General features: G+C 37.1%; 21 protein-coding genes and 1 riboswitch. Of the genes, 15 read left to right on the forward strand and 6 right to left on the reverse strand.

The features are described 5' to 3' along the window. Positions 1-151: 151 nt before the first annotated feature. Positions 152-1,489, reverse strand: a complete 1,338-nt coding sequence (locus tag BR87_RS11185) for an ABC transporter substrate-binding protein (protein ID WP_051929849.1) — start codon at positions 1,487-1,489, stop codon at positions 152-154. 528 nt (positions 1,490-2,017) lie between these two features. On the opposite strand from BR87_RS11185, the gene BR87_RS11190 reads away from it, so the two are divergent. From BR87_RS11190 to BR87_RS11220, 7 genes are all read left to right on the forward strand, one after another. Beyond that, positions 2,018-3,328 carry an ABC transporter substrate-binding protein gene (locus BR87_RS11190; protein WP_035032213.1) on the forward strand — a complete coding sequence of 437 codons (1,311 nt, stop codon included), beginning with the start codon at positions 2,018-2,020 and terminating at the stop codon, positions 3,326-3,328. Between the two features lie 61 nt (positions 3,329-3,389). Then, positions 3,390-4,262 carry a carbohydrate ABC transporter permease gene (locus BR87_RS11195; RefSeq protein WP_035032216.1) on the forward strand — a complete coding sequence of 291 codons (873 nt, stop codon included), beginning with the start codon at positions 3,390-3,392 and terminating at the stop codon, positions 4,260-4,262. Between the two features lie 33 nt (positions 4,263-4,295). Beyond that, a complete protein-coding gene (locus BR87_RS11200; RefSeq protein ID WP_035032219.1) occupies positions 4,296-5,111 on the forward strand; it encodes a carbohydrate ABC transporter permease in 816 nt (271 codons plus the stop codon). A gap of 151 nt (positions 5,112-5,262) precedes the next feature. After that, entirely contained in the window at positions 5,263-6,672 is a 1,410-nt protein-coding gene (locus BR87_RS11205; protein ID WP_035032222.1) for an ISLre2 family transposase, read from the forward strand. 247 nt (positions 6,673-6,919) lie between these two features. Next, positions 6,920-7,108: a hypothetical protein gene (locus tag BR87_RS11210; protein ID WP_035033214.1), complete on the forward strand. Its 189-nt coding sequence runs from the start codon at positions 6,920-6,922 to the stop codon at positions 7,106-7,108. A 243-nt stretch (positions 7,109-7,351) separates the two neighbouring features. Next, positions 7,352-7,654, forward strand: a complete 303-nt coding sequence (locus BR87_RS11215; protein WP_035032225.1) for a phasin family protein — start codon at positions 7,352-7,354, stop codon at positions 7,652-7,654. A gap of 32 nt (positions 7,655-7,686) precedes the next feature. Continuing rightward, positions 7,687-9,279: an ABC1 kinase family protein gene (locus BR87_RS11220; RefSeq protein WP_035032228.1), complete on the forward strand. Its 1,593-nt coding sequence runs from the start codon at positions 7,687-7,689 to the stop codon at positions 9,277-9,279. Between the two features lie 60 nt (positions 9,280-9,339). Here the strand turns inward: BR87_RS11220 and BR87_RS11225 are convergent, their stop codons facing one another. After that, on the reverse strand, positions 9,340-9,957 hold the full coding sequence (locus tag BR87_RS11225; RefSeq protein WP_035032231.1) for a DedA family protein: 618 nt from the start codon (positions 9,955-9,957) through the stop codon (positions 9,340-9,342). A 72-nt stretch (positions 9,958-10,029) separates the two neighbouring features. Then, the gene (locus BR87_RS11230; protein WP_035032234.1) at positions 10,030-11,316 is read right to left on the reverse strand and encodes a hydroxymethylglutaryl-CoA reductase, degradative; all 1,287 of its coding nucleotides are present in this window, start codon (positions 11,314-11,316) and stop codon (positions 10,030-10,032) included. A 406-nt stretch (positions 11,317-11,722) separates the two neighbouring features. On the opposite strand from BR87_RS11230, the gene BR87_RS11235 reads away from it, so the two are divergent. The 7 genes from BR87_RS11235 to BR87_RS11265 all read left to right on the forward strand — a co-directional run bounded on the left by BR87_RS11235 (position 11,723) and on the right by BR87_RS11265 (position 19,529). After that, entirely contained in the window at positions 11,723-12,421 is a 699-nt protein-coding gene (locus tag BR87_RS11235; protein WP_035032237.1) for a Crp/Fnr family transcriptional regulator, read from the forward strand. A 215-nt stretch (positions 12,422-12,636) separates the two neighbouring features. After that, positions 12,637-14,292: a peptide ABC transporter substrate-binding protein gene (locus tag BR87_RS11240; protein WP_035032240.1), complete on the forward strand. Its 1,656-nt coding sequence runs from the start codon at positions 12,637-12,639 to the stop codon at positions 14,290-14,292. A gap of 14 nt (positions 14,293-14,306) precedes the next feature. Further along, positions 14,307-16,400 carry a CocE/NonD family hydrolase gene (locus tag BR87_RS11245; protein ID WP_035032243.1) on the forward strand — a complete coding sequence of 698 codons (2,094 nt, stop codon included), beginning with the start codon at positions 14,307-14,309 and terminating at the stop codon, positions 16,398-16,400. A 169-nt stretch (positions 16,401-16,569) separates the two neighbouring features. Then, positions 16,570-17,154: a cob(I)yrinic acid a,c-diamide adenosyltransferase gene (locus BR87_RS11250; RefSeq protein WP_035032245.1), complete on the forward strand. Its 585-nt coding sequence runs from the start codon at positions 16,570-16,572 to the stop codon at positions 17,152-17,154. Then, positions 17,153-17,289, forward strand: a riboswitch (adenosylcobalamin (AdoCbl) riboswitch). Its footprint overlaps the gene before it by 2 nt. A 77-nt stretch (positions 17,290-17,366) precedes the next feature. Further along, positions 17,367-17,798, forward strand: coding sequence for a DUF4430 domain-containing protein (locus tag BR87_RS11255; RefSeq protein WP_035032248.1), 432 nt, complete (start codon positions 17,367-17,369; stop codon positions 17,796-17,798). After that, a complete protein-coding gene (locus BR87_RS11260; protein ID WP_035032251.1) occupies positions 17,788-18,321 on the forward strand; it encodes an ECF transporter S component in 534 nt (177 codons plus the stop codon). The genes BR87_RS11255 and BR87_RS11260 overlap by 11 nt, the downstream gene beginning before the upstream one ends. Positions 18,322-18,620: 299 nt before the next feature. Next, positions 18,621-19,529: an ROK family protein gene (locus BR87_RS11265; protein WP_035032253.1), complete on the forward strand. Its 909-nt coding sequence runs from the start codon at positions 18,621-18,623 to the stop codon at positions 19,527-19,529. Positions 19,530-19,676: 147 nt separating this feature from the next. On the opposite strand, the gene BR87_RS11270 is transcribed toward BR87_RS11265, so the two are convergent. Genes BR87_RS11270 through BR87_RS11280 form a run of 3 tightly spaced genes read right to left on the reverse strand, consistent with a single transcriptional unit; the run spans position 19,677 to position 21,834 of the window. Then, entirely contained in the window at positions 19,677-20,240 is a 564-nt protein-coding gene (locus BR87_RS11270; protein WP_035032254.1) for a hypothetical protein, read from the reverse strand. Further along, positions 20,240-21,232, reverse strand: a complete 993-nt coding sequence (gene floA, locus BR87_RS11275) for a flotillin-like protein FloA (RefSeq protein ID WP_035032257.1) — start codon at positions 21,230-21,232, stop codon at positions 20,240-20,242. Before floA ends, BR87_RS11270 begins: the two co-directional genes overlap by 1 nt. 2 nt (positions 21,233-21,234) lie before the next feature. Next, complete coding sequence (locus tag BR87_RS11280) at positions 21,235-21,834, reverse strand: NfeD family protein (RefSeq protein ID WP_035032259.1); 600 nt, start codon at positions 21,832-21,834, stop codon at positions 21,235-21,237. 614 nt (positions 21,835-22,448) lie between these two features. On the opposite strand from BR87_RS11280, the gene glgB reads away from it, so the two are divergent. Then, positions 22,449-24,374 (forward strand): 1,4-alpha-glucan branching protein GlgB, encoded by a 1,926-nt coding sequence (gene glgB / locus BR87_RS11285; RefSeq protein ID WP_051929851.1) that lies wholly within the window; start codon positions 22,449-22,451, stop codon positions 24,372-24,374. The last annotated feature ends 15 nt before the right edge of the window (positions 24,375-24,389 follow it).

Consider the following 24,389-nt stretch of genomic DNA (forward strand, 5'->3'; position numbering starts at 1 on the left):
CACCACGTTTCTTTTTTTATTTTAGTAAACGACGTTTAGATTGTAATCATATATATTTATCCTGATTAAAGAAATAAAGCTTGAACCGGCTTGAAGACCAGTTTATAGCAAAACTGGTCTTCAAGCCCAGTACCAAAGCTTGTTAAAATTTTTATTTATTTTGTTCGACGAGTTTTTCTACAGAACTTTGAGCATCTTTCAAAGCATCTTCCGGTGATTTTTTACCTAACATAACAGCATCGATCTCTGTATTGACTAATGGCAAGTAATCAGGCGCAGAAAGTGGAGTAGGTGTGATTACTGTAGTTTCAAGAGCCTTATTGGCCATTTCGTAAATCAAACGTCCATTATCATCAAGTTCAGGATTTGTTGCTAAGCTTTCATTGGCTTCTTGATTTGCCATGATATCGAAGCCTTTTGAGCCCCAATATTCTTGAACTTCATCGCTGGTTAAGTATTTAATGAATTCCCATGATGCATCTGGGTTTTTAGCTCCATAAGGAATTTCTGCTGTAAATCCTCCACCCCAACTGTAATGGCCAGAACCTTCTGTTTTTTCTGGTAAAAGGGCAACGCCGAAATTGATATCGTGCTCTAACTCATTCAATTCGACTAGATAGTTAATATTTTGACCTCTCATAGCAACAAGTTCGGATACAAATGGATCAGCAATGCCTGCCCCGAATTCAGCTTCGTAAGAATCTACTGTGCTTTTTCCAATGTGTTTTTGCCAGTCTAAAATCCATTGAAGTGAATCAACTTTATCTGGAGTGTTGATTTTCACATTATCTTTATCATCAAACCAGCTTACTCCGTTATCAGCGTTAAGAGCCCATACATCTGGTCCAGTACTCCAAAGAGGATAAAACCCGATTGTTTTCCACTTGTCGCCATCTTTTTCTTCTAAAGCAGCTGAATATTTTTCTAAGTCAGCCCAAGTAGCAGGCGGTGTTTCAGGATCTAATCCAGCTTTTTCAAACAAGTCTTTATTATAAAAAAGGACTTGTGTATCTGTATTAAACGGCAGTCCATAGACATCATCTTCAAACGTTGCAGCGTCTAATAATTGTGGATAAAATCGTCCTTTAATGTCTTCATCTTCTTTATCGATGTACTCTTGTAGATCAATGGCTTGATTCGCATCAGCCCGTTGTCTAACAGAATTGATGTCTTGGATGATGACATCAGGCGGATTACCGGCAGCTACAGAGGCAAGAGACTTGGTCCAGATGTCTCCCCAAGGTTGAAACACATGTTTCACAACGATATCATCTTGTTTTTCATTGAAGTCGGAAATAATTTTTTCAACTGCTTCATTCCGTGGACCAGATCCCCAGAAACTCCAAAATTCCAGTTCTACAGGACCATCACCTGATTTTGTGCTTGACTTTTCATTAGCTGTTTCATTATTTCCGCCGCAACCTGCAAGCAGGAAGACGGAGCTAACGGTTAAAGCTATTGTTGCCCAAAAACGTTTTTTTATTTTCATCTTTCCCCACCCCAACCTTTTTATATTTAAACGACTGTGTTAAAAATATAAGAGCATGATAACTATTTAAAACAGCACCTCCTAGAAAATAGCATATTAATATAAGAGATTAATGCTATAAAAGTCTCCCACTAAAAAAGCAACCCCTTACAATATGAAAGTAAAAAAAACAAATTCTAGAAAACACCCTAAGTGGCTTAAATAGGTACTTAAACTACTTCAAAGAGTGATACAGATAGTGAAAAGTACCGCTTCTTTTTTTAGGAAGTTTATCTTCTTTTAAAGTATAACACTACAAGGGTTTTGTCAATTTTAAAGACGTTAACAGAGAGACAAAAAAGGAACCGTTGATACTATATCGTTGATACTGGTCTTATGTGTACTACTTCTTCTCCTTTCTCGTATATCGCTTTTACCAGATAAAAAGAGCTTCTTTTATAAAAAAAAAATAAAAATATGATATGATAATGAAAACGCAAACATAAAAAGAAGTGCTTTTTAATTCTATGGAAAATGGAGGGAACAGAAATGAAAAAGTTGGCTGTTTTACTTTATGGTGTAGTAGGCTTGATGCTGTTAGTTGCATGTACGGGTTCAGATGGAACAGATTCAAAACAATCCAACAGTTCAAAAGATACTGCATTGACGGTTTGGGCTTGGGATAAAAATTTTAATATTCCAATTATGGAAAAAGCAGGAGAGTACTATAAAAAAGACGGACATGAAGATTTTAAGTTGACCATTTCTGAAATGTCTAACGACGATACTAAACAGAAACTGGTTTCTGGGTTTACATCAGGTGTATCAGAAGGACTGCCGGATATCGTATTAGTGGAAGACTATGATACTCAAAGTTTTTTAACCAATTACGAAGGAAAGTTTGCTGATTTATCAGATGAAATCGATTTTTCTCAATTTGCAGAATATAAAGTCGATGCGGTTTCTCAGGATAAAGGCGTTTACGCTGTTCCATTTGATTCGGGATCTGCAGGTTTATATTATCGTACAGACTATCTTGAAGAAGCCGGCTATACTCCTGATGATCTCAAAGATTTAACTTGGTCAGAGTTTATTCAAATTGGAAAAGATGTAAAAGAAAAAATCGGAAAATGGTTTGTAGCGTTTATTCCCAACAGAGGAACGCATTATATGCAAATGGCTATGCAGTCAGCAGGAGTTTGGTATTTTGATAAAGAAGGAAAAGTCTATTTCAAAAACAATCCTGTTATCAGAGAAATGGCAGAAGTTCTTAAAGAAATAGAAAAAAATAATTTGGCTAAACCAGTGGATTACTTTGCAGCAGAAGGTATTGGAGCCGTTACTAGTGGAGAAGTAGCAGCTGTTGTCTCAGCTGTTTGGTATTCAGCAACGATCAAGTCAGCAGAAGACCAAGCAGGCAAATGGGCATACACGACTATCCCAAAACTGGAAACAGTAAAAAATGCCACTCATTATTCTAATCTGGGCGGCTCAAGTTGGATGGTTTTAGAAGACTCTCCTAATAAAGAAGCGGCCATTGATTTCCTTAAAACCGAATTTGCTGGTAATGATGAATTCTATCAAGAGATTTTAGTTGATAATGGTGCTGTTGGAACTTATCTTCCTTCTCAAACAGGAGAAGCTTATCAATACAAAGACCCTTATTTTAACGATGCACAAATATACAAAGATTTTTCAGAATGGATGGAAAAAATTCCTGGAGTAGACTATGGCGTAAACACAAATATAGCCATGGAAGCTTTAAGATCAGTGTTGCAAGATTATTTTGACGATAAAATTTCGTTAGATGAAATGTTGGAGCAAGCAGAAGACTATTATAATATGCAAATCGGAGAATAAAATTTTGATTCTTAACTACACGAATGATCAAATAATTCTCAAAGGATAGAGGAGGTTAGTAATGAAACCGAAAAAGATATCAGGAAAAGGAGAAGTTTGGAAATTTATTATATTTGCTGTTCTTTTCGGCAGTGCTTTTCTACTTTATCCCATTTTTTATTCCATTTATATTTCTTTTCATAGCATGCAAGGCCTTAATTCTGTTTTTAATGGGCTCCATAACTATATTCGGATGGCTCAAGATACTGTCTTTTGGAAGGCACTCTTGAATAATTTTACGTACTTGATTTTTCAAGTGCCGATTATGTTGATCTTGGGCTTATTGTTAGCCTTTATGCTAAATTCATCAACGCTAAAAGGAAAAACGTTTTTTAGATTGGCACTTTTTCTCCCTTGTGTCACTTCCTTGGTTTCTTATTCTGTTTTATTTAAAATGATGTTTCAAGTTGGAGGGATCGTAAACAATTTTCTTTTGACGGTTGGAATCATTCAGATGCCCATTAATTGGTTAAATAGTCCGTTTTGGGCAAAAGTAACAGTGATTCTCGCTTTGTGTTGGCGTTGGACAGGCTACAATATGATTTTTTATCTTGCGGGACTCCAAAACATTTCAGCAGATACATTAGAAGCCGCTTCAATAGATGGCGCTAACGCGGCTCAAAAATTTTTCCGAATTATTATTCCTCAACTTAAACCGGTAATTGTCTTTACTACGATTACCTCGACGATTGGAACGATTCAGTTATTTGACGAAGTTGTCAATTTAACGGGGGGCGGTCCTTCAAATGAAACATTAACCGCTGCTCAATTGATCTATAACCATTCTTTTGTCTACACATCAAATTTTGGTTACTCAGCAACATTGTCATGGGCACTTGTTGTAATTGTAGCTATATTATCTATTATCCAATTAAAAGTCACCAATAGACCTTAGAAGTTTTTAGGATAAGGATGAGGAGGAAGAGAAATGAAAACCAAATTGTTGGATACGGCAAGATATCTGTTATTAATTGTATTTTCGTTTATTTCTATTTTTCCTTTTTACTGGATGGTTGCAGGAGCAACCAATACATCTAACCAGATAGCTGAAGGGAAAATTACGTTTGGAACACACCTGATCCAAAACATCTCTGATTTATTTAATGGCTACAACGTTTCGCTGATTATGTGGAATTCCCTTAAAATTTCTTTTGTGACGGTCGTATTGAGTTTACTGGTGACCTCATTAGCAGCATTTGGTTTTGAAAAATTTAAAACAAAAAAAAGTGAAATCATTTATGCCCTGTTTTTACTTTTTATGATGATTCCTTTTGCTGCTTTAGTTATTCCCTTATTTAGAATGATGGCCGGATTCCACTTGGTCAATCAGCATATAGCCATTATTCTGCCCGCAGTCTCCAATCTTTTTTTGATCTTTTTCTTTAGACAGAGTTTCAAATCTTTTCCTGATGAAATCATCGATTCTGGCAGAGTCGAAGGAGCGGGCAGTTATGCAATTTTTTTTAGAATTGTATTCCCAATGATGAAATCTACCTATGCAGCTGCGACGATCTATGCTTTTATGACTTCTTGGAACAGTTATTTACTGCCGTTGATCATCTTGCAGACAGAAGATAAATACACAATGACGTTGCTGATTTCTGGACTATCGTCTTCATCGTATGTTGCAAATTATGGTGTGCAAATGGTTGCCATTATTATTGCTACTATTCCAACACTTATTTTATTTATGTTTATGCAAAGAAGCTTCGTTGCAGGTATGCTTGGATCGATCAAAGGATAAAAACAAAGAATAAGAACGGTAAAAAAATTACCGAAGCCGTATGTGTAAAATAGTTCTCGAGAGTTAATAATTTTACTGGAAAAAAGAAAGAAGGCATTCTATCATAAATGTATGCTTGAGCGGCAAATACATAAATGAAAGAGGCCTTCTTATGAATAAGATTATATCAAAGGTTTACCAAATAATAAAGGATTCAAACCATTTAATAGAGACAGAAGAAGCCATACAAGTTTATATGTATGAAGTATTTTCTGAATTAGTGGGAGACGTCTTCACTCATATCAATCAGGTGATCAAAGAGGAGAAACAACTTGAAGGTTGGAAAGTGAAACGAGAAGATTGGAAAACGGTCCAATTTAGTTTCGGTCCCGTTCGGTACTATCGTACCTTAATGGTAGATCACACGGATCAGAATCATTATCCACTAGATGAGTGGTTAGGCATTCGAAAATATCAGCGTCATAGTCCATTAGTAGAAGTAAAAGTGGCTGAGTTGGCGAGTAAAGCTACTTATCGAGATACTGCAACTATTCTAAATGAATGGACGGCTGTCACGATCAGCCACCAAACAGTTGGCAGTCTTCTTAAACGTGTTGGATCAGCACAAGCACGTGAAGATGAAGAAAGCGTATTGGAGCTAGAAGAAGCAGCTGAATTGCCAGAAGGGAAAAAAGTGGACTATTTCTATGCCGAAGCGGATGGCGTTTTTGTTCGTGGAACAGAAAAGAAAAAAAGCTTAGAAGTTCGTCATGCCATTCTTTACGAAGGCTGGAATAAAAACGGAAAACGCGTTTCCTTAAAGGAACCTAAAGCCATTATGACGACTAAAAAAACCGCTGGTTTTTGGGCAGAGGTTCAAGCCTTTACAGCGAATCATTATGCCTTACAACAAGCCCAAGTCATTACCAATAGTGACGGTGGACAAGGCTATACTGCAGATAGATTCCAAGAAGCTTTTTCTCAATCGAATTATCCCGTTCTCAATCAGCTAGACTCTTATCATGTCTTCCAAGGCTTGAATTGTGCATTTGGCGTGAAAACTAACGTTTTTAAACAGCAGGTCAAGCAAGCATTAAAGACGCATGATTTAGATCATTTAACTATTTGGCTGGATACGTATGAAAGTACGTTAGACGAAACAGCAGCAGTGGAAAAACTGAATACATTTAGAACCTATGTTTTACGGAATTGGGATCGGATTTTCGATTGGCGCGAAAAAGTAGAACAGGCTCCGAAAGGCGCCAGAGGATTAGGCGCAATGGAATCGAATCAACGACACATCTCTTTTCGCATGAAAAAGCGAGGAATGCATTGGAGTGCAGAAGGTTGCGAAGCTATGGTAAAGGTAAAACAAGGGATGTTCAATCACACCTTGCGTGAAGCCTATCTTCACCAACAAAATAGAAGTGCGAGACAACAACGCAAGCTGAACCAAACGGTTCGTTTATCGTCGTTATTGCATGAGAAAACACGGCAGTCAGTCGGGGCAAAGAATGGGATCATTCCATTGTATGCCTCTCGTTCATCGGCAATAGGACAATTAATTAAAAGTTTTCGTTAATTCCTGTCTTTTGGGAGAAGGTTCCTGGTTTTAGGAACGTTCTTCCAAAAGATGGGCCAGCAAGCGGCGGAGCCGTGCGGTAGCTGATGGGTGTACAAAAATAGAGTGCCTAAACTAGTGAAGGAATAGGACACTCGAGAAAAACTTGACACAAACACCGAAGCCTATTTAATTGTCATGTAAGATAGAGAACGGTATACTTAAATAGTAGAAAATTACTTTCTAGGAGGAATTTATAATGAGTTATATGACAGAGTCAGATGTAACACGTTTGTTGAATGAATCGAAAAAAGAATTGGATCGCCTGACTACGAAACGGACAGAGGATTTAGGGAATTCTATCAATTATATTGAAAATGAACTCGAAATCCAATACGTAGAAGGTAAAATTACCGCTTATGAATATGTTTTAAATGCGGATGAAGCGAATAAATAATGGAGTAAACAAACTTTGTTCTAAAAGTAAAAAGAAGCGGTCGATTGTTGGACTGCTTCTTTTTACTTTTTTTAATAGACAGAATCAGGGTGCAAATAAATCGAACAGCAACAAAAGCAAAAAGAAGCAAATACGTCGTTGTGGCGCTTTCATGTTATACTGTAAGTATTCATTAAGCAGCTGGCTCCCTTATCATTAAAGTAAAAACTCTTAATTTTCAAACAGACTAAGGAGGAGAAAGAAATGGACGATTTAAAGAAAATGATTTTAGCTGGAATCGGCAGTGCAACCTTAACCTATGAAAAAGCAGAAGAAATGCTGGATAAATTAGTTGTTAAGGGGAAGCTGACAGTTGAACAAGGCAAGCTATTAAATCAAGAATTGATCCGCAAGAAAAAAGAACATGGATCTGAAGAAACGTTGAGCAAAGAAGCGGTCCGAGAACTGGTAGACACGATGGAAACTACGCAACGAAAAGAAATTGAAAAATTAGAGCAAAAAGTAGAAGAGTTAAATGAAAAGATTGATAAACTGAACAATCGATAAGGATTAGGAAAAAGAAAAGGAGGGAGGCATTTGTGAAGAAAAGCGAACGCTTTAGAGAAATCATCAGTGTATTAGCTGCTTATGGTTTTGGTCATATTTACAACACAAAGATCCATTCGCAAAAAAAGGAAGCAGATCCGCAAAACTTGCGTAAAGCTTTTGAAGAGTTGGGACCAAGTTTCATTAAAATGGGACAAATCATTTCTACAAGGCGAGATATTCTGCCAAAAGCATATATTGAAGAATTAGCTAAGTTACAAGATGCTGCGCCTCCTTTTCCATTTCATGATGTACGACAAATCTTTAAAGAGGAATTTGACCAAGAGTTAGAAGAGGTTTTTGAAATAGTAGAAGAAAAACCAATTGCGAGTGCTTCAATTGCGCAAGTCCACAAAGGAATATTACTAAGTGGCGAAGAAGTAATTTTAAAAGTTCAGCGGCCTGGAATAGAAGAAAACTTTTTAAGAGATATCGACTTATTTATCAAAATAGTCTCCAAGGCCGAAAATATACTAAAAGAAGTAGTGGTAGATCCTGTCTCGGTATTTCAAGAAATACGTAAAACGACTAAAATAGAATTGGATTTTCGCAATGAAGTGAAGTACATGGTAAAATTTAAAGAATTGAACGCAGATATTGCTTGCGTCAATGCGCCAAAAGCATTTACCGAGTTTAGTTCCAAGCGAATAATTGTTCAAGAATATATCGATGGACTGAAAATTACTCATACAACTGAATTATTGCAAGAAGGCTATGATTTAAAGGATATTGGTCAGAAGCTTTTACTTTCTTACTTGTCTCAAGTTTTTCATGATGGTTTTTTTCATGGAGATCCGCATCCTGGTAATATGATCATCAAAGAAGGACAAATTTATTACATCGATTTTGGTATTATGGGGGAATTATCCAACGCCAATAAAGAAGTTTTGAATCAGTTGTTGAAAGCGATCGTTTTAAAAGATATCAATCAATTAGTCAGCTTGATTTTACAAATGGGAGACCAAAAAGGACGAGTCAATCGGAATGAACTATATGACGACTTAAATTATGTGTTTGACACCTATTTTTCAACTAATTTAAGCAATATCCGCATAGCAAGTGTGCTGACAGATATTTTCGAAATAACAAGCAGACATCGTTTACCCTTGCCTAGTGATTTAGTCACGTTAGTAAAGGCGCTGACGATACTGGAAGGAACAATTACAGACTTAGCACCAGAAGCGAATTTGATCAAAATCACAAAAAGTTATTTAAAAACAAGCGGAACCTTTAGTGGACGAGACTTAATCGATACAGAAGAAGCTTTACTCCAAACGTATCAATTTGTCAGTCATTCTGCTAAGTTGCCAAGTCAATTGTCGGCTTTTCTAGACGGTTTGATTAGCGGCCGCAGCAAGTTCAAAATTGATTTAATCAATATGGACGAAAAGTGGACAGGGATCAATAAGATGGTCAACCGTCTAGTTTTTGCACTTATTATTTCTGCCCTGATCCTGGCTTCAACAGTTATCATTGTGGCAACCAAAGGCACCCAACTTTCGATTATCGGGATGGCTGGTTTTTTGGTTGCTGGGTTCTTGGGATTATGGCTCTTAGTCGCTATTATTCGCTCTGGTAGTCTTTAACAAAAAAGCCTCTGTTCATCATTAGATCGTTTCATCTAAGAGTGGACAGAGGTTTTTTTATTAGTTTGTTTTTTCTGTTTTTTTCCTTTTAAAAAACCAAATGATAAAAGCAAGAACAGCAATGGCAATGATGGCATAAGCAATGTGCGAATAGATATCCATATAATGGACGATGACTTCCCATTGTGAGCCAACAGCAGCGCCTAAATAAATTAAAATCGTATTCCATATTAATGTACCGGTAGTTGTCAAAGCAAGAAAAATACCGAAGTTCATATTGGACATTCCTGCTGGAATGGAGATCAAGCTTCTGATCAGCGGAATGAAGCGACAAAAGAAGACAGTCCACATTCCATACTTATCAAACCAATTATCGGCTTTATGAATGTCTTCCCTAGTCAACCGTAAAATATGTCCCCAGCGGTCTACGATTTTTTCTAACCGTTCAACATCTAACAATAATCCAATACCGTAAAGGACAACCGCTCCAATAACCGCGCCAATAGTAGAGGCAATAATCATTCCCAAGATCGTTAAACTCGTGCTGGTTGTCATAAAACCGCCGAACGTTAAAATAACTTCTGAAGGGATAGGCGGAAAAACATTTTCAATCATAATTAAAAAAGCGACTCCGATATAACCAAATTGTTCCATAATTCCTTGAATCCAAGCTTCCATAAATTGTTCTCCTTATTGTGTGTCACTCATTTTTCTCTAAACAGCCTTAAAGTAAACTAGTTTAATAAATTACTACTTATTTTTTATTTTATTTAATAATGTTTTAGCCGTTTCCAAATTCATATGAGGAGCTTTTTTTAACTCATCTGCAACTAGCTCAATCCATTGATCCGTTGCTCCAGCGCTGATTGCTAAAGATTTAGCCTGTAATCCCATATGTCCTTTTTGAATGCCTTCCGTTACCAAAGCTTTAAGCGCCGCAAAATTTTGTCCCAGCCCGACAGAAACAATTACTGATTCTAATTCTTTAGCATTTTTAACGCTTAATAATCGCTGACTAAATTGAGCAGTAGGGTGAATGGTGATTGAACCACCCACAAACCCGATTGGCATAGGCAAAGTCAAACTTCCAAGTAAATCTCCATTGTCTGCTTTTTCCCAATTGGAAAGAGCCCGGTATTGTCCAGATCTAGCAGCGTAAGCATGAGCGCCCGCTTCAATTGCTCGCCAATCATTGCCGCTTGCTAAAACGACTGCATCAATACCGTTCATAATGCCTTTATTATGAGTCACAGCTCGGTAAGGATCCGCATAGGCAAATTGTGCAGCTTCAATCAACCGATCTCGGACGGTTTCACCTGACAAACCCTCACGCTTTAATAAGTCGACCGGAATCCGGCAAGCAGCCGTTGCTAAACATTCTGTAGCGTAATTTGACAGAATGCCCATTAAGACTTTTCCTCCAGTCAGCATTTCTAGATAAGGAGCAATAGCTTCCATCATGGTATTGACAATATTGGCTCCCATCGCTTCTTGCACATCGATATAGACATGAACGACTAAAAATTCAGGAGATTTTTCAGTTGCTTCAATGAAGCGAACCATCAATTCATCTGCTCCGCCGCCGCGCTTTACAATAGAAGGATGAGCTTGATTGGCTTTGTTAAGGACGTCTTTTTTATGTAGCTTTAATTGTTTTTGAGCGTGTGTGGTATCTGGAACGGCTGTTAACGCCACTTGTCCGATCATCCGGCGTTTTGTGCTAGTGGTGTCAAAACCTCCTGCTTGAGCAATCGTTTTAGCTGCAGAACTAGCAGCTGCAATCACAGAGGGTTCTTCAGTGACCATTGGGACAGCATATTCTTTACCGTCGACCATTAAATTTAGCGCCACACCTAATGGTAAAGCATATTGTGTCAATTGGTTTTCTACCATACTATTAGCTAATTCATCAGATAAGAGAGGAGCTTGTGTTAAAAATTGTTTATCTTCTTCAGTAAGGATATTCGCATCCAAGAGAGCTTGAATTTTTTCTAGTCTTGTTTTTTTATAAAACTTTGAAAAATAGGAGGTGTCCATTTAATAAACCCCTTTCTGTTAAAGTGGAAAATCAGCTCGTTTATTATCTTAGCATAGATCTAAGTCCAGCTCTAGCTCAAAGCTGCTATCTTAAGAGAAACCTTAAAACTTCAAAAAGGGATAAAAAAAGAGGTTTTTTTATCCCTTTTTTACAGAATTTCTCATAAACTTGATCCGTATCAAGTTTTAATAAACACTCATTGACTATACTAATAATAGAAGTAAGAACCAACAACATTTTTATGTTCAGAAAAGTCGGTAAAAGGATGCTTTACTAATAAGTTTTTCTTGATTTAAACAAGCTTTGCTCATATGATAACAATGTAAAGCTTTTGGAAAATGCAACTTACTTTGAGACTAAGAAAATAAAAAGAAACAGATACTCATTTTGTTTGGAGGGAGAAACATGGCAAGAAAAGAACTCGTAGATCATGAACATGATTCACATAAATCATGTGTTTCTTTGGTTCCGATTTTTAACCATTTAGAAGAACAGCAAATGGATGAAATAACTAAAACAACCCAATCAGTCAGATATAAAAAAGGCGAGATCGTTTACCGTGCCGGTGATCTTTCTAATTCTTTGTTTATTGTAAATAAAGGTAAAATTCGTATTTATCGCTTATCCGAAAACGGTAAGGAACAACTGATTCGCATTTTAATGCCGGGAGATTTCACTGGAGAGTTGGCGCTATTTAGCGAAACTACTTATGCGGCTTTTGCTGAAGCAATGGTAGATACTAAAGTGTGTATGATTGACCGCGATGCTTTTCAAAAGTTGTTAATAAAGTACCCAACAATTTCTTTAAAAGTCTTAGCAGAATTTTCTAAACGCTTGGCTCAATCTGAAAAACAAACGACTCGTTTTGCTACGGAAACAGTAGAAACGCGGATTGCTATGTTTTTAGCTGAATGTATGGAGAAAAACCAGCCGTCTGCTGAAATTGAATTGCCGATGAGCAAAAAAGATTTAGCCTCTTATTTAGGAACAACACCTGAAACGATCAGTCGGAAATTTGCAGAGCTAGAAGAACAAGGCTTAATCAAACAAAAAACACACAAACGAATTGAACTCCTAGATTTAGATGGATTATTATTAAATTGAATGGTTGAAAAAAAGAAGATAGAAAGACAAAAAGAACTGGAATGGGGATTCTGGTTCTTTTTGTCTAGTTTTTCTTTTAAAAAGAAAAAGGCCAAAAACGATTGAATTGCGATTCTAATAATGGTACATTATTTTATAACCTTAATTTAATCTTATTATAATATTTGGTTAATGAATAAAAAAGGAATGAAATTATTTTAAGAGGAGGATTTAATATGACAGTCAAAAGAAAGATAGCCGGAAGTACACTAGTAGCTTTAACCAGCTTATTAATGGCATGCGGAAACGCAGAGACAGATGGGACAGCAGCATCTAGTTCTCAAAAGAATTCGACTGAACAAACAATTAGTTTAATGGCTGTCCAAGAAATCGGATCCATGAACAGTCTTTTGTCACAAGATTCTGATGGCTTTACGGCACAAAGTCAAGTTTTTGAAGGACTATATCGGTTAGATAAAGAAGACAATGTGGTTCCTGCTCTAGCTGTGGACATGCCGGACATCTCTGAAGATGGCTTAACCTATACGATTAAAATGCGAGAAGATTCTAAGTGGTCTAATGGCACAAAAGTGACAGCACATGATTTTGTATATGCTTGGAAAAAATTGGCTGATCCTGATACAGCAGCTAACTACGCCTTTCTTCTAGATGGAACTATTTTAAACGGCAGTGAAATCACGTTAGGCAAAAAGCCCGTTGATGAACTTGGAGTAAAAGCAGTAGATGACTATACTTTAGAAATTAAATTACAAAATCCAACGACTTATTTCTTATCTCTTTTAGCATTTAATCCTTTCTATCCGCAAAATGAAGAGTATGTTGAGTCAGAAGGCGATGCTTATGCCTCAACAAGTGATCATATGATTTACAATGGACCTTTTACAATGACAGATTGGTCAAATGCTGGGTCAAGTTGGACATTAGTTAAAAATAAAGATTACTGGGATGCAGAAAATGTTAAAGCAGATGAAATTGATTTCCAAGTTATTAAAGAAACCGGAACAGCATTGAATCTATATGATGCAGGCGAACTGGATCAAGCCGTTATTTCGGGAGAATACGTAAACCAAAGAAAAAATGATCCGGAATACCTTTCAACACCGAATGCGTATGTTTCTTATTTTAGAATGAACCAATTACGAAATGGTTCAGATACTATTTTTGCCAATGAGAATGTTCGAAAAGCTGTAGGGTATGCAGTAGACAAGGAAGCATTGGTAAATAACGTGTTACAAGATGGTTCGGTAGCTACTTATGGATTTGTGCCGCATGGCTTTGTTAAAAATCCAGAAACGGGAGAAGATTTCCGGGAAGAAGCAGGAGATTTCCTGGTAACGGATAAAGACCAAGCGTTAAGTTATTGGAAAGAAGCACAAAAAGAGATAGGTGAAACCATTAAAATTGAATTATTAACAAGTGACGGAGAAGCGGATAAGAAAGTTGCCGAATACTTGCAAAGTCAATTACAAGATACACTGCCTGGTTTAAACTTAACGATTCGAGCAGTACCGCTGCAAAATTCTATTCAACTCACAAGAAATTCTGATTACGATTTAGCATTTGGCCGCTGGGGTCCTGATTACCAAGATCCAATGACGTTCTTAGCTAATCATTTAAGTGGCGGAAATGCCAATTACAGCAACCCAGAATATGATGCTTTATTGGAGGAAGCTTCAACAGACCTAGCGAATGAGCCAGAAGCTCGTTGGGAAGCTTTGATCAAGGCAGAAACGATTCTTATTGAAGAAGATGCGGGTATTGTACCGGTTTATCAACAATCTACAACCGTGCTGCAAAAAAATAATCTAAAAGGAATTGTACAACATAACTTTGGCAGTCCTTATGACTACAAAGGTGCGTATAAAGAGTAAAGAGGTGTTTCTCATTGGAAAAGTATCATTTGTATCAGACAGGAATTAAAGTAGCCACTTTTTCTATTGGAGCAGAAGTGAAAATCAAACTGTGGGATATTTTTGCTGGAAAGTGGCAGCCAGAGATAGTATTTAATCAAGAACATGAAGAGTTTTTAAAACGCTATGTTCGTGCAGATATTGGCTTTATATTAGGGCATCTAGAGCAGTATAAAGCTTTTGTTTCCGAGCAAAGTCATCCTGAATGGGTTAAAACAAGTTGGGGAAGTGTCTATTCAGAATGGACTCTAAACCTTTGGGCAGAACGACAAAAAAATGAGCCGCTGGATATTGTTATTCAAGATCAGCAGTTTGTTGGTTTGGTAACGACCAATAGGGAATTCACAACTGTTTTTATTAAAGAAGGTTATGAAGATGCGACTATTCTAAAAGAATGGAAAGAACATCAGCTGCTGGTCAATCAGCCATACAGAGTAAAGAAAATGGACAATGCCATGGTCAAAATGCGCGATGGCGTTCATTTAGCGACTGAAATCTGGCTTCCTGACTCAGAAAAGGCTTCTTATCCCGTTATCATGGCCAGAACTCCTTATGGAAAAGAACGGTATTCTGAAAGCCATTATCGCTTTGTACAGCGAGGGTATGCAGTCGTACTCCAAGATGTACGCGGTCGGAATGAGTCAGAAGGAAACTATATCAGCATGGCTCATGAACGTGAAGATGGGGACGATACACTTAACTGGCTGGTTCAGCAAGAATGGTGTGACGGAGAGATTGGAATGCTAGGCGGTTCATATGGCGGCTTTGTTCAATGGGCAGCCGCATCTTCTGGAAATCCGCATTTAAAAGCATTGGTTAGCATTGTGACAGCTGGGAGCCCATTTGTGGATATGCGTCGTAAAGGAGGAGCCCTTATTTCTGGTGGAATTCCTTTAGGTTTTGCTTTATCAGAGAAAAAATTTAATCCAGACTTGATGATACGCGAGGACTGGGCTGAATTAATGAAAATCCGGCCATTAGAAAAAATAGCTGAAGTTGGTCTTGGCCACCCGCTTGAAAGCTTCAATGAAGCACTTAAACACAAATCTTATGATGAGTATTGGGATACAATGAACTGGTTTGCTCGTAAAGAAGCCATTAACGTACCAGCCTTGATCATTTCAGGTTGGTACGATGACAATGGTGCTGGCACAACAGAAGCTATTCAGGTAACAGCTGCTTATCCAAAGAACAAACGTAAAATCATCTTAGGACCTTGGCTGCATAAAGGCAATGCTAATCGCGATTTGGGAGATATTGCTTTAGGCAACGCTGCATTAAGGCATGATATTGATTTACAGCATCTCTTGTGGTTTGAACGCTTTTTGAAAAATAACGACAATGGTATAGACGCTGGGCCTGCCATTGAATACTATACTGTTAATGAAAATAAATGGAAAACTGCCGCCCAGTGGCCTCCTGAATCTACCCAAGAAGAGACTTATTATTTAACCAGTACACATGATGCGAGAAGCTCATCAGGAGATGGCAAGTTGGTCAAAGCAAAACCTGAAAGAGAAAAAGAAGATGATTTCGCCTACGATCCCGATCATCCTGTACCGCATTTGATTAATTTATCAGAAAATGAGATTTGTTTTCCAAATGATTATCATACAGTTGAAAAACGCCAAGATGTTCTTTGTTATACAACGGAACCTTTTGTTTCTGAAACGACCATTACAGGTCAAATAAAAGTAGGCTTTTATGCTAAAAGTACTGCAGTCGATACAGACTGGGTCGTTCGCTTAACAGATGTTTCTCCTAATGGAACTTCAACCAACTTAGCAGAGGGAATATTGTGTGCCCGCTTTAGAGAAAGTTTTAGCCAGCCCTCTTATCTTGTTCCAAATGAAGTTTATTATTATGAAATTGAAACATCTAAGATTTCTAACCAATTCCATCCTGGTCATCAATTAAGATTGGATATTACAAGCAGCGCGGAGAATTATATTTTCCCGCACAGCAATACGAAGAAAGGTCCAAATTCGCTTAAAACGATTCCTGCTGATCAGACCATTCTTTCAGGAGGAAAATACCCTTCTAAAATTACTCTGATGGTAGAAAAATAAATGTTAGAGAAGTTCGAGTTCTTACTTGCTGGCAGCAGCTAGTTAAAATTCGAACTTCTTTTGTTTTTAGCTGAAATTAAATTGAAACACATTATGTAGTGGTTGAAAAATAAAACGATATGCTATATAGTATGTGAGTGAGGGAGATAAAAAAGGAGGTGGGTTTTAAGTGCAGATTTATACAAAAAGAGGCGACTATGGAAACACAAATATTATTGGCGGCCGGACAGTTAAAAAAGACTCTACACGAGTCGAAGCTTACGGTACGGTTGATGAAGCTAATTCTTTATTAGGGTACATAATTAGTCAAATGAATGAGCAAGAAGAAGCTTTAAAAAATGAACTAGTGGAAATGCAGCAGTATTTATTTGATTGTGGAACAGATTTGGCGACGCCCCACGGAAAAAAGGACTATAAGGTAACAGCGGAAATGGTGGAGTGGATCGAGTCGCGAATCGATGTGTATGCAGAAATTCCAGATGTAATTGAATCGTTTGTCTTGCCAGGCGGTCATCCTGTGGCAAGTTTGTTGCATATGGCTAGGACAACGGTCAGAAGGGCAGAACGCCGTATTGTCAGTTTAGCAGCAGAAGAAGAGACAAATCCGCATGTCAGTATTTTCATGAATCGTTTATCGGATTATCTATTTGCTGTTGCACGTCTGGTCAATCATCAAGCTGGGATAAAAGAACCATTGTATGAACGTGGCGGAAAAGTTTTTCACACTTCTTTAACGAAAAAAGATATCCGTTAAAAAACTAAATAAGCAATTGAAAACTGGAAGTTGGTGAAAATCCAACACGGTCCCGCCACTGTAAAAAGCAGCTGCTTTAAGTCAGGTCTTTTTTCAATTGTTTTAAACCGGCTGTTTCGAGGCAGAACAGCGGGGGAACGCCAACGACAAATTGCCTTGTTGGCTTTTTTTGTTTCAAAAATAAGGATATAATTAAATTGGAGGAGTAGAACATGAAAATAAAATTGAAATTAAAGTTAGGAATCATTATCGCAGCTTCGTTAGCATTAGTGGCTTGCAGTGATACGAGTCAAGCACCTGTAAATGAAAGCAGTTCAGTCTCTTCAAGTGAAATGACTGCCAGCAGTTCAGCTGCAGAAACGGTATCTGTTTCAATCCAATTACAAGAAGAAGGCGAAGATCTGCCTGATGCGAACAAAGAAATAAAAGCAGAGTCAGGGGAAACGTTGCTAGAAGCAATGAAAAAAACGTATGACCTTACTGAAAAAGATGGGTTTATTTCTGCTATTGAAGGTCATGAACAAGATGATAAGGCAGGGAAATACTGGTTGTATACTGTCAACGGGGAACAAGCTACTGTTGGAGCAGCTGAGTATGTTTTAGAAAACGGCGATACTATCGTGTGGAACTTAGATGGCATGTAAAGCTAAACAGCTGTCTATTCAACGACTCACGTTACTTGCAATGATGACGACACTTTGTCAAGTGAGTCGGTTAGTATTTCAATTCTTGCCAAATGTTCAGCCAGTGACCGTCATCTTAATCATTTTAACTCTTTCATTAGGAGTCAGTGATGGGTTAATTGTAGCTATTTTATCTATCTTTATTTCAAACCTTACATTAGGTATGGGAGTATGGACCATTGCTCAAATCATTTCATTTGTACTGCTTGTTTTAGTGACAGGGGTAGTGATCAAACCGTTTTTTAAGCATCTTCCTTTTTTGGTAATGGTGTTATACGCTGTCTTAATGGGTTACTTATATGGTTTTATTATTTCACTCGTTCAAGCCCCGTTCTTCGACATTCAAAATTTCTGGGTCTATTATATTTCTGGCCTGCCGTTTGATACGTTGCATGCTATAGGCAATGGCGGATTTTATTTAATTTTAGCACCGATCCTATTCCCATTGTTAAAGAAATTTTCAGAAAAATATTTTAAAGAGTAAATAAAAATAGTGGTCTAAAAAGGATAGTTAGTTAGAAGGAACGCAGAAAATACCAAAATGACTTGGTAATTTTTTTGCGTTTTTCTTCTTAGCTTTTTACTTTACAATTAGTTTTTTTAAGCTAATTTTTTGAGATGGAGCAGAAAGAGCCAAGAAAGGGTACTCTGCCTTTTTTTATCATATGTATGTTAAACTAAATTCAGAGAACTAGCTCTGAATAGCAAAATGATAGCGTTAACTAAATGGAACAATTGACAAAAGAAATTGGATCAACTAATAGTTCTTAGGAGGGGAAAAATATGACTCAATACTTAGGAATAGATATTGGCGGTACAGAAATAAAGTATGGTTTAATCAATGATGAAGGAGAAATAAAAGAAGTTGATAGAAAAAAGACACCATTAGATTCATTAGAAAGTTTTATTGCTATAATGGGTGAAATTTATGATCTTTATGCAGAACAAATTTCTGGTATGGCTATTAGTATGCCGGGAATTATTCATTCGGAAACAGGATATGCAGTTCATGGCGGAACTTTAGAATACATTAAAAAGATGAATATGGTTGAACTGTTGGAATCGCGTTGTCCGACTACCATCCATATAGAAAATGATGGCAAAGCAGCGACTTTAGGTGAATTATGGAAAGGCAATTTCCAAGGTGTTCAAAATGGTGTCATGCTTGTTTTAGGAACAGGTATTGGCGGCGGAATTCTCTGTAATGGACAATTGGTGAAAGGAAACCATTATTCAGCTGGAGAGCTTTCCTTTATTAAAACCAATTCAGACAAAAGCGAGGAAGAGGATTATAGGTTTGGATACCAAAACGGGTTAATTAAGTTATTTAAAAACGTATCAGAACGGTGCAATCTTCCTTTAGATGAAATTGATGGGCATTTAGTCTTTCAATATGCTGATGCAGGAAACGCAGCAGTTTTAGATTGTTTAAACGAATATTGCCGTACCTTAGCTATCCAAATTTTTAATTTACAAACGATTTTAGATCCGGAAAAAATTCTGATTAGCGGAGGTGTCAGCAAAGCACCGTTGCTGATTGAATTGATCAATAAACAAGTCACAGAAGTATTCCGCGAAAAAAATACAGAACTGTTTGATCCACCTATGATAGAAAAAAGCCGTCACGGTAATAAAGCCAATATCATTGGAGCACTATACAATTACAAATTAAATGAAGACATTCTAGTCTAAGCGGGCTTCACTGGACTAGGAAATCTTATAGGTATTCATGAGAGAGGAGCGCTATTTGATGGCGACTTTCGATATTTTTGGTTTGAAAAAATGACAATTAAAAAAAAGTGGAACAAAAGAATGTCATCTTTTGTTCCAGCCTTTTTTCTATCTATAGGGTCTCATAGAGCGAGGTTTGTCTAATATTTCTTTATAGACAATTCCTTTTAACAACTCTTTTTGACGAGCAGATTGTCTTTTGCGTTTCTTTTTATGTGTTTTTGAATGAACGAAATCATTGATCGGTTGTATTCTAGTGTCTAAAACTGGAGTGTTGATTTGTCTGATTGGACTTTCAGCTTGAACAGACACTTTTTGGTTTTCTGTTTTAGAAACGATTGATTTTTCATAATTAGACTGACGGGAGTTTGCCGGTACAGCAGAAGCATTTCGTCGTCCTGTACGGGTTTGCTGGATCCGTTTTGCTTCTTGTTCAATCGCTCGCATTTTATCTTGCGAACGCCCAGCGTTATTATTCTTTGTTGGGGCATTCCGCAGTCTTTCTTTTTCCTGATTCACTTCATTAACGAGACGCTGATAATTAGACAGTTGCCCTTTTTTTCTAGCTGCTTGTTGTTTGAAGATCGCTTTGCTGATAGATTGAACAATTGAAATCACGAATAGAATCGGAATAAGAACACTTAAAAAACTAAAAATTCCAAAAATACCCATTATTCATCACGATCACTTTCGCCTAACCCTGAGATAGAATTTCTCATAGATGTATCTGCATTGATGTTTTTCATGTTGTAGTAATCCATCACACCTAATTTGCCTTCTTTCAATGCTTGAGAAAGTGCTAAAGGAACTTCCGCTTCCGCTTCAACTACGCGAGCACGCATTTTTTGAACTTCAGCAAGCATTTCTTGTTCTTGGGCAATAGCCATTGATCGTCTTTCTTCCGCTTTTGCTTGAGCAATATTTTTATCAGCTTCGGCTTGTTCCATTTGCAAGCTGGCACCAATATTACGACCAACATCAATATCTGCAATATCAATAGACAAGATTTCAAAGGCAGTACCAGAATCTAACCCCTTGCGTAAAACAGTTTTAGAAATAGAATCAGGGTTTTCTAAAACATCTGTATGTTTAGTAGCGCTACCGACCGTTGTAACGATCCCTTCACCAACACGAGCGATGATCGTTTCTTCACCGGCACCACCGACTAATCGTTCAATGTTTGCACGAACGGTTACTTTAGCGCGAGCTTTGACTTCAATTCCGTTCATCGCCATGGCAGCAATTTGTGGAGTTTCGATAACTTTTGGGTTAACACTGACTTGAACGGCTTCGAATACGTTCCGGCCAGCTAAATCAATAGCTGCAGCTTGTTTAAAAATTAAATCAATATTGGCACGCTGAGCAGCGATCAGGGCATCAATAACTTGGTTGATATCCCCACCGGCTAAATAGTGAGCTTCTAATTCATTGATGTCAATGTCTAAGCCAGCTTTAGTGGCTTTGATCAAAGGACGGATGATGTTTTGTGGAGCAACCCTTCTTAATCGCATCCCTACTAATGTTCCAATAGAAACTTTTACTCCAGAAAAGTAAGCAGTAACCCATAATCCTACAGGTACAAACCGGAAAAACATACTTAAAATGACAATGACGATGATTGCAATTATACCAATACCTATTAACCCACTTGTTTCTTCTAACATATTTACGACACTCTCCTAACTATTATTTTAGAACCTTCAACCTTCATGACTTCAACAAAGATATCAGACTCAATTTGTTCTCCTGAGCTTAGCACATCTAATTCAATATCATCAAACGCAACTTTTCCTGATGGTCTTAATGTCGTGGTAGTAATGCCTTTTTTTCCTAAATAGTCAGAATAGTCTTTATTACTTGAAAAACCGCTGACTTTATTTAAATTGTCGTTCAATACTAGCTTATTGAAGTTTCCAAAAGTATAGCCGTTTTTCAAGAGAATGACAGCTAATATTACCGAAATGATCCCTGCCACACTTAGATCAAACAAACTTTTGCCTATATCTCCGTAATTGAGATAAATTCCTCCAAAAAGCAAGATACCTCCTAATATTCCAGCAACGCCAAAATTCGGAATAAATACTTCTAGAATGATTAAAAGAATACCCAAAATAAAAATAATAATGGGAAACCATTGTCCGCTTCCATTTAAAAAGAAATAACCAGCAAAACTTCCGATTGCCAATATTCCGCCTATAATGTAGTGGCGCGTCAATCCAGCAATAACTAGCCCAATGAAACCAACGCTTAATAATAAGATATTCAAATCTTTCACCTCCTTCAGAAATAGAAATTATTCATTTACTAATCGATTCGCGGCCTATATGGAAGTAAGAAAAAAGAGAATACTTTCATAGGGTGTTCATTCTTTCTTATTGTATTTTAAGAAAGGCCTTTAACCTATTTTACCATTATTCACAAGTTTATGCACATGACATTACAAGAAAAAGCTCATTTACCTTTAAAATATTTTTTATTTTGTTTAAAAGATATTGAAAAGAAAAAGACGATTTTGTTTTTTTCTTAGTACTTAAGTTATTAGCTTTGGATTTTAAAAAAATAGGGCATTTAAGTCAAATTGAATAAGTTTAATGGATCAGTACTTAATCGGATAAAATAAAAGGAAAGAGGAGAGTCTAAGCTTTTTTTAAAGAAGAAGAAAATAAAGTTGACAGAAAACAAATAAAAAGAAAGCGTTATCATTAAATATGCGGTATACTTAGATTAGGCCGAATAATACAATAAAAATTTATTTAAAAGCTGAATTTTTACAAATAAAAAAATTAATGTAATTAGCTAGTGGTAAAATTAAAAATTAATGATAGAATAATGAAAACAAACTTTATTTTTTCATTATTTTAAAAGGAAGGAGACTTGCAAATGGTCAAACAAGTCAATCAAGAAACAAGTCGTGAACAGCTTGAAGAAGAATTGTATTTGTTTAATACAGGACAACTCTTCGATAGTTATTTAACATTAGGATGTGCTGCTGAGATTTTCGAAGGAGTTGCTGGTTTTCGTTTTACTGTTTGGGCGCCTCATGCCAAGTCGGTCTCCGTCGTTGCTGATTTTTGTAATTGGGATACAGGCTTAGCAATGGAAAAAATAGATGAAACAGGCGCTTGGACTTTATTTAGCGATGCAGCAAAAGAAGGACACTGTTATAAATACCGAATTGAGCAAGCCAATGGAGAAATGAAATTAAAGATTGATCCTTATGCCCACGAATTTGAAGTTCGGCCTAAAGATGCCTCAATCGTAAAGTCTTTGCCGCAAAAAAAATGGAAAGACCATTTATGGATGGCAAGCAAAAAACGCCATACGCTAACTAAACGACCGATAAACATTTATGAAGTTCATTTAAGTTCTTGGAAATGCCATGCTGACGGCAGCTGGTACAGTATTCCTGAACTGCAACAAGAATTAATACCTTATGTAAAAGAAATGGGGTATACCCATATTGAATTTATGCCGTTGATGGAACACCCGTTAGATGCTTCATGGGGCTACCAGCTGACTGGGTATTATGCCGTTTCTTCAAAATTTGGAACGATTGAAGAATTTCAGGATTTTGTAGAAGCTGCCCACCAGGCACATATTGGCGTGATCATGGATTGGGTCCCTGGACATTTTAACCGAAATGATTACGGGATGGCTTATTTTGATGGAACGCCTCAATTTGAATATAACGACAGCAATAAAGCTCAGAATTTTAGATGGGGCACAATGAATTTTGATTTAGGCAAAGCGCAAGTACACAGTTTTTTGATTTCTAATGCATTATTTTGGTTAGAGCAATTTCATTTAGACGGCTTACGAGTAGATGCGGTATCGAGTATGCTGTACTTGGATTACGATGAGGGCCCTTGGATACCGAATGAAGATGGCAGCAATCACAATCGCGAAGGTGTCCACTTTATTCAAAAAATGAATACCACCATTTTCAAACGTCATCCCGATGTTCTGATGATCGCAGAAGAAAGTACAGCTTGGTCTAAGGTTACCTGTCCCGTTGATCAAGGAGGATTAGGATTTAATTACAAATGGAACATGGGCTGGATGAACGATACCTTGAAATTCTTCGAAATGGATCCACTTCTACGCAAACACCACTTTAACTTAATTACCTTTTCATTTATGTATGCTTTTAATGAAAAATTTATTTTACCTTTTTCTCATGATGAAGTCGTTCACGGCAAAAAATCATTGATGCATAAGATGCACGGCGACCGCTACAATCAATTTGCCGGATTAAGAACAATGGAAGCCTATAAAATGGCTCATCCTGGAAAGAAACTGGATTTCATGGGAAATGAATTTGGCCAGTTTTTAGAGTGGCGGGTTCATTCTGAATTAGAATGGAGCAGCTTAGAAGATGAGATGAATCATCAGTACCAGCAATTTAGTCAAAGATTGAATGAACTGTATAAAAAAGAACGGGCTTTGTGGGAAATCGACCACGATCCCAGTGGTATTGAAATTCTTGATGCGGATAACGCGGAGGAGTCTATTTTAACCTTTATTCGCAAAGGCAAGAAACCGCGTGATTTTTTAATTGTATTGTGCAACTTTTTACCGGTAGAACGACAACAGTACAAAGTCGGTGTACCTTATGAAGGTCTTTATGAAGAACTATTAAATACCGAGATGGTTGAATTTGGAGGTGTTTGGACGACTGGACAAGGAGTATTAAAAACGTCGGCTGATTCTCAGAACAGACAACCGTATTCATTAGAACTTATTTTACCAGCAATGAGTGTCGTGATTTTAAGACCTAAAAGAGTAATGGGTGTACCAAAAAGCTGATCAAACATAAAAGGA

It is taken from the genome of Carnobacterium mobile DSM 4848, assembly GCF_000744825.1.
Classification (GTDB): Bacteria; Bacillota; Bacilli; order Lactobacillales; family Carnobacteriaceae; genus Carnobacterium_A; species Carnobacterium_A mobile.

What these genes read in the sequence shown, in the direction of transcription:
- BR87_RS11270 (WP_035032254.1), bottom strand. Translation starts at nt 20,240, where the DNA reads ATGGGTATTTTTGGAATTTTTAGTTTTTTAAGTGTTCTTATTCCGATT.
- BR87_RS11255 (WP_035032248.1), top strand. Translation starts at nt 17,367, where the DNA reads ATGAAAATAAAATTGAAATTAAAGTTAGGAATCATTATCGCAGCTTCG.
- BR87_RS11265 (WP_035032253.1), top strand. Translation starts at nt 18,621, where the DNA reads ATGACTCAATACTTAGGAATAGATATTGGCGGTACAGAAATAAAGTAT.
- BR87_RS11185 (WP_051929849.1), bottom strand. Translation starts at nt 1,489, where the DNA reads ATGAAAATAAAAAAACGTTTTTGGGCAACAATAGCTTTAACCGTTAGC.
- BR87_RS11230 (WP_035032234.1), bottom strand. Translation starts at nt 11,316, where the DNA reads ATGGACACCTCCTATTTTTCAAAGTTTTATAAAAAAACAAGACTAGAA.
- BR87_RS11240 (WP_035032240.1), top strand. Translation starts at nt 12,637, where the DNA reads ATGACAGTCAAAAGAAAGATAGCCGGAAGTACACTAGTAGCTTTAACC.
- BR87_RS11205 (WP_035032222.1), top strand. Translation starts at nt 5,263, where the DNA reads ATGAATAAGATTATATCAAAGGTTTACCAAATAATAAAGGATTCAAAC.
- BR87_RS11215 (WP_035032225.1), top strand. Translation starts at nt 7,352, where the DNA reads ATGGACGATTTAAAGAAAATGATTTTAGCTGGAATCGGCAGTGCAACC.
- BR87_RS11195 (WP_035032216.1), top strand. Translation starts at nt 3,390, where the DNA reads ATGAAACCGAAAAAGATATCAGGAAAAGGAGAAGTTTGGAAATTTATT.
- BR87_RS11260 (WP_035032251.1), top strand. Translation starts at nt 17,788, where the DNA reads ATGGCATGTAAAGCTAAACAGCTGTCTATTCAACGACTCACGTTACTT.
- BR87_RS11210 (WP_035033214.1), top strand. Translation starts at nt 6,920, where the DNA reads ATGACAGAGTCAGATGTAACACGTTTGTTGAATGAATCGAAAAAAGAA.
- BR87_RS11200 (WP_035032219.1), top strand. Translation starts at nt 4,296, where the DNA reads ATGAAAACCAAATTGTTGGATACGGCAAGATATCTGTTATTAATTGTA.
- BR87_RS11190 (WP_035032213.1), top strand. Translation starts at nt 2,018, where the DNA reads ATGAAAAAGTTGGCTGTTTTACTTTATGGTGTAGTAGGCTTGATGCTG.
- BR87_RS11235 (WP_035032237.1), top strand. Translation starts at nt 11,723, where the DNA reads ATGGCAAGAAAAGAACTCGTAGATCATGAACATGATTCACATAAATCA.
- glgB (WP_051929851.1), top strand. Translation starts at nt 22,449, where the DNA reads ATGGTCAAACAAGTCAATCAAGAAACAAGTCGTGAACAGCTTGAAGAA.
- BR87_RS11225 (WP_035032231.1), bottom strand. Translation starts at nt 9,957, where the DNA reads ATGGAAGCTTGGATTCAAGGAATTATGGAACAATTTGGTTATATCGGA.
- floA (WP_035032257.1), bottom strand. Translation starts at nt 21,232, where the DNA reads ATGTTAGAAGAAACAAGTGGGTTAATAGGTATTGGTATAATTGCAATC.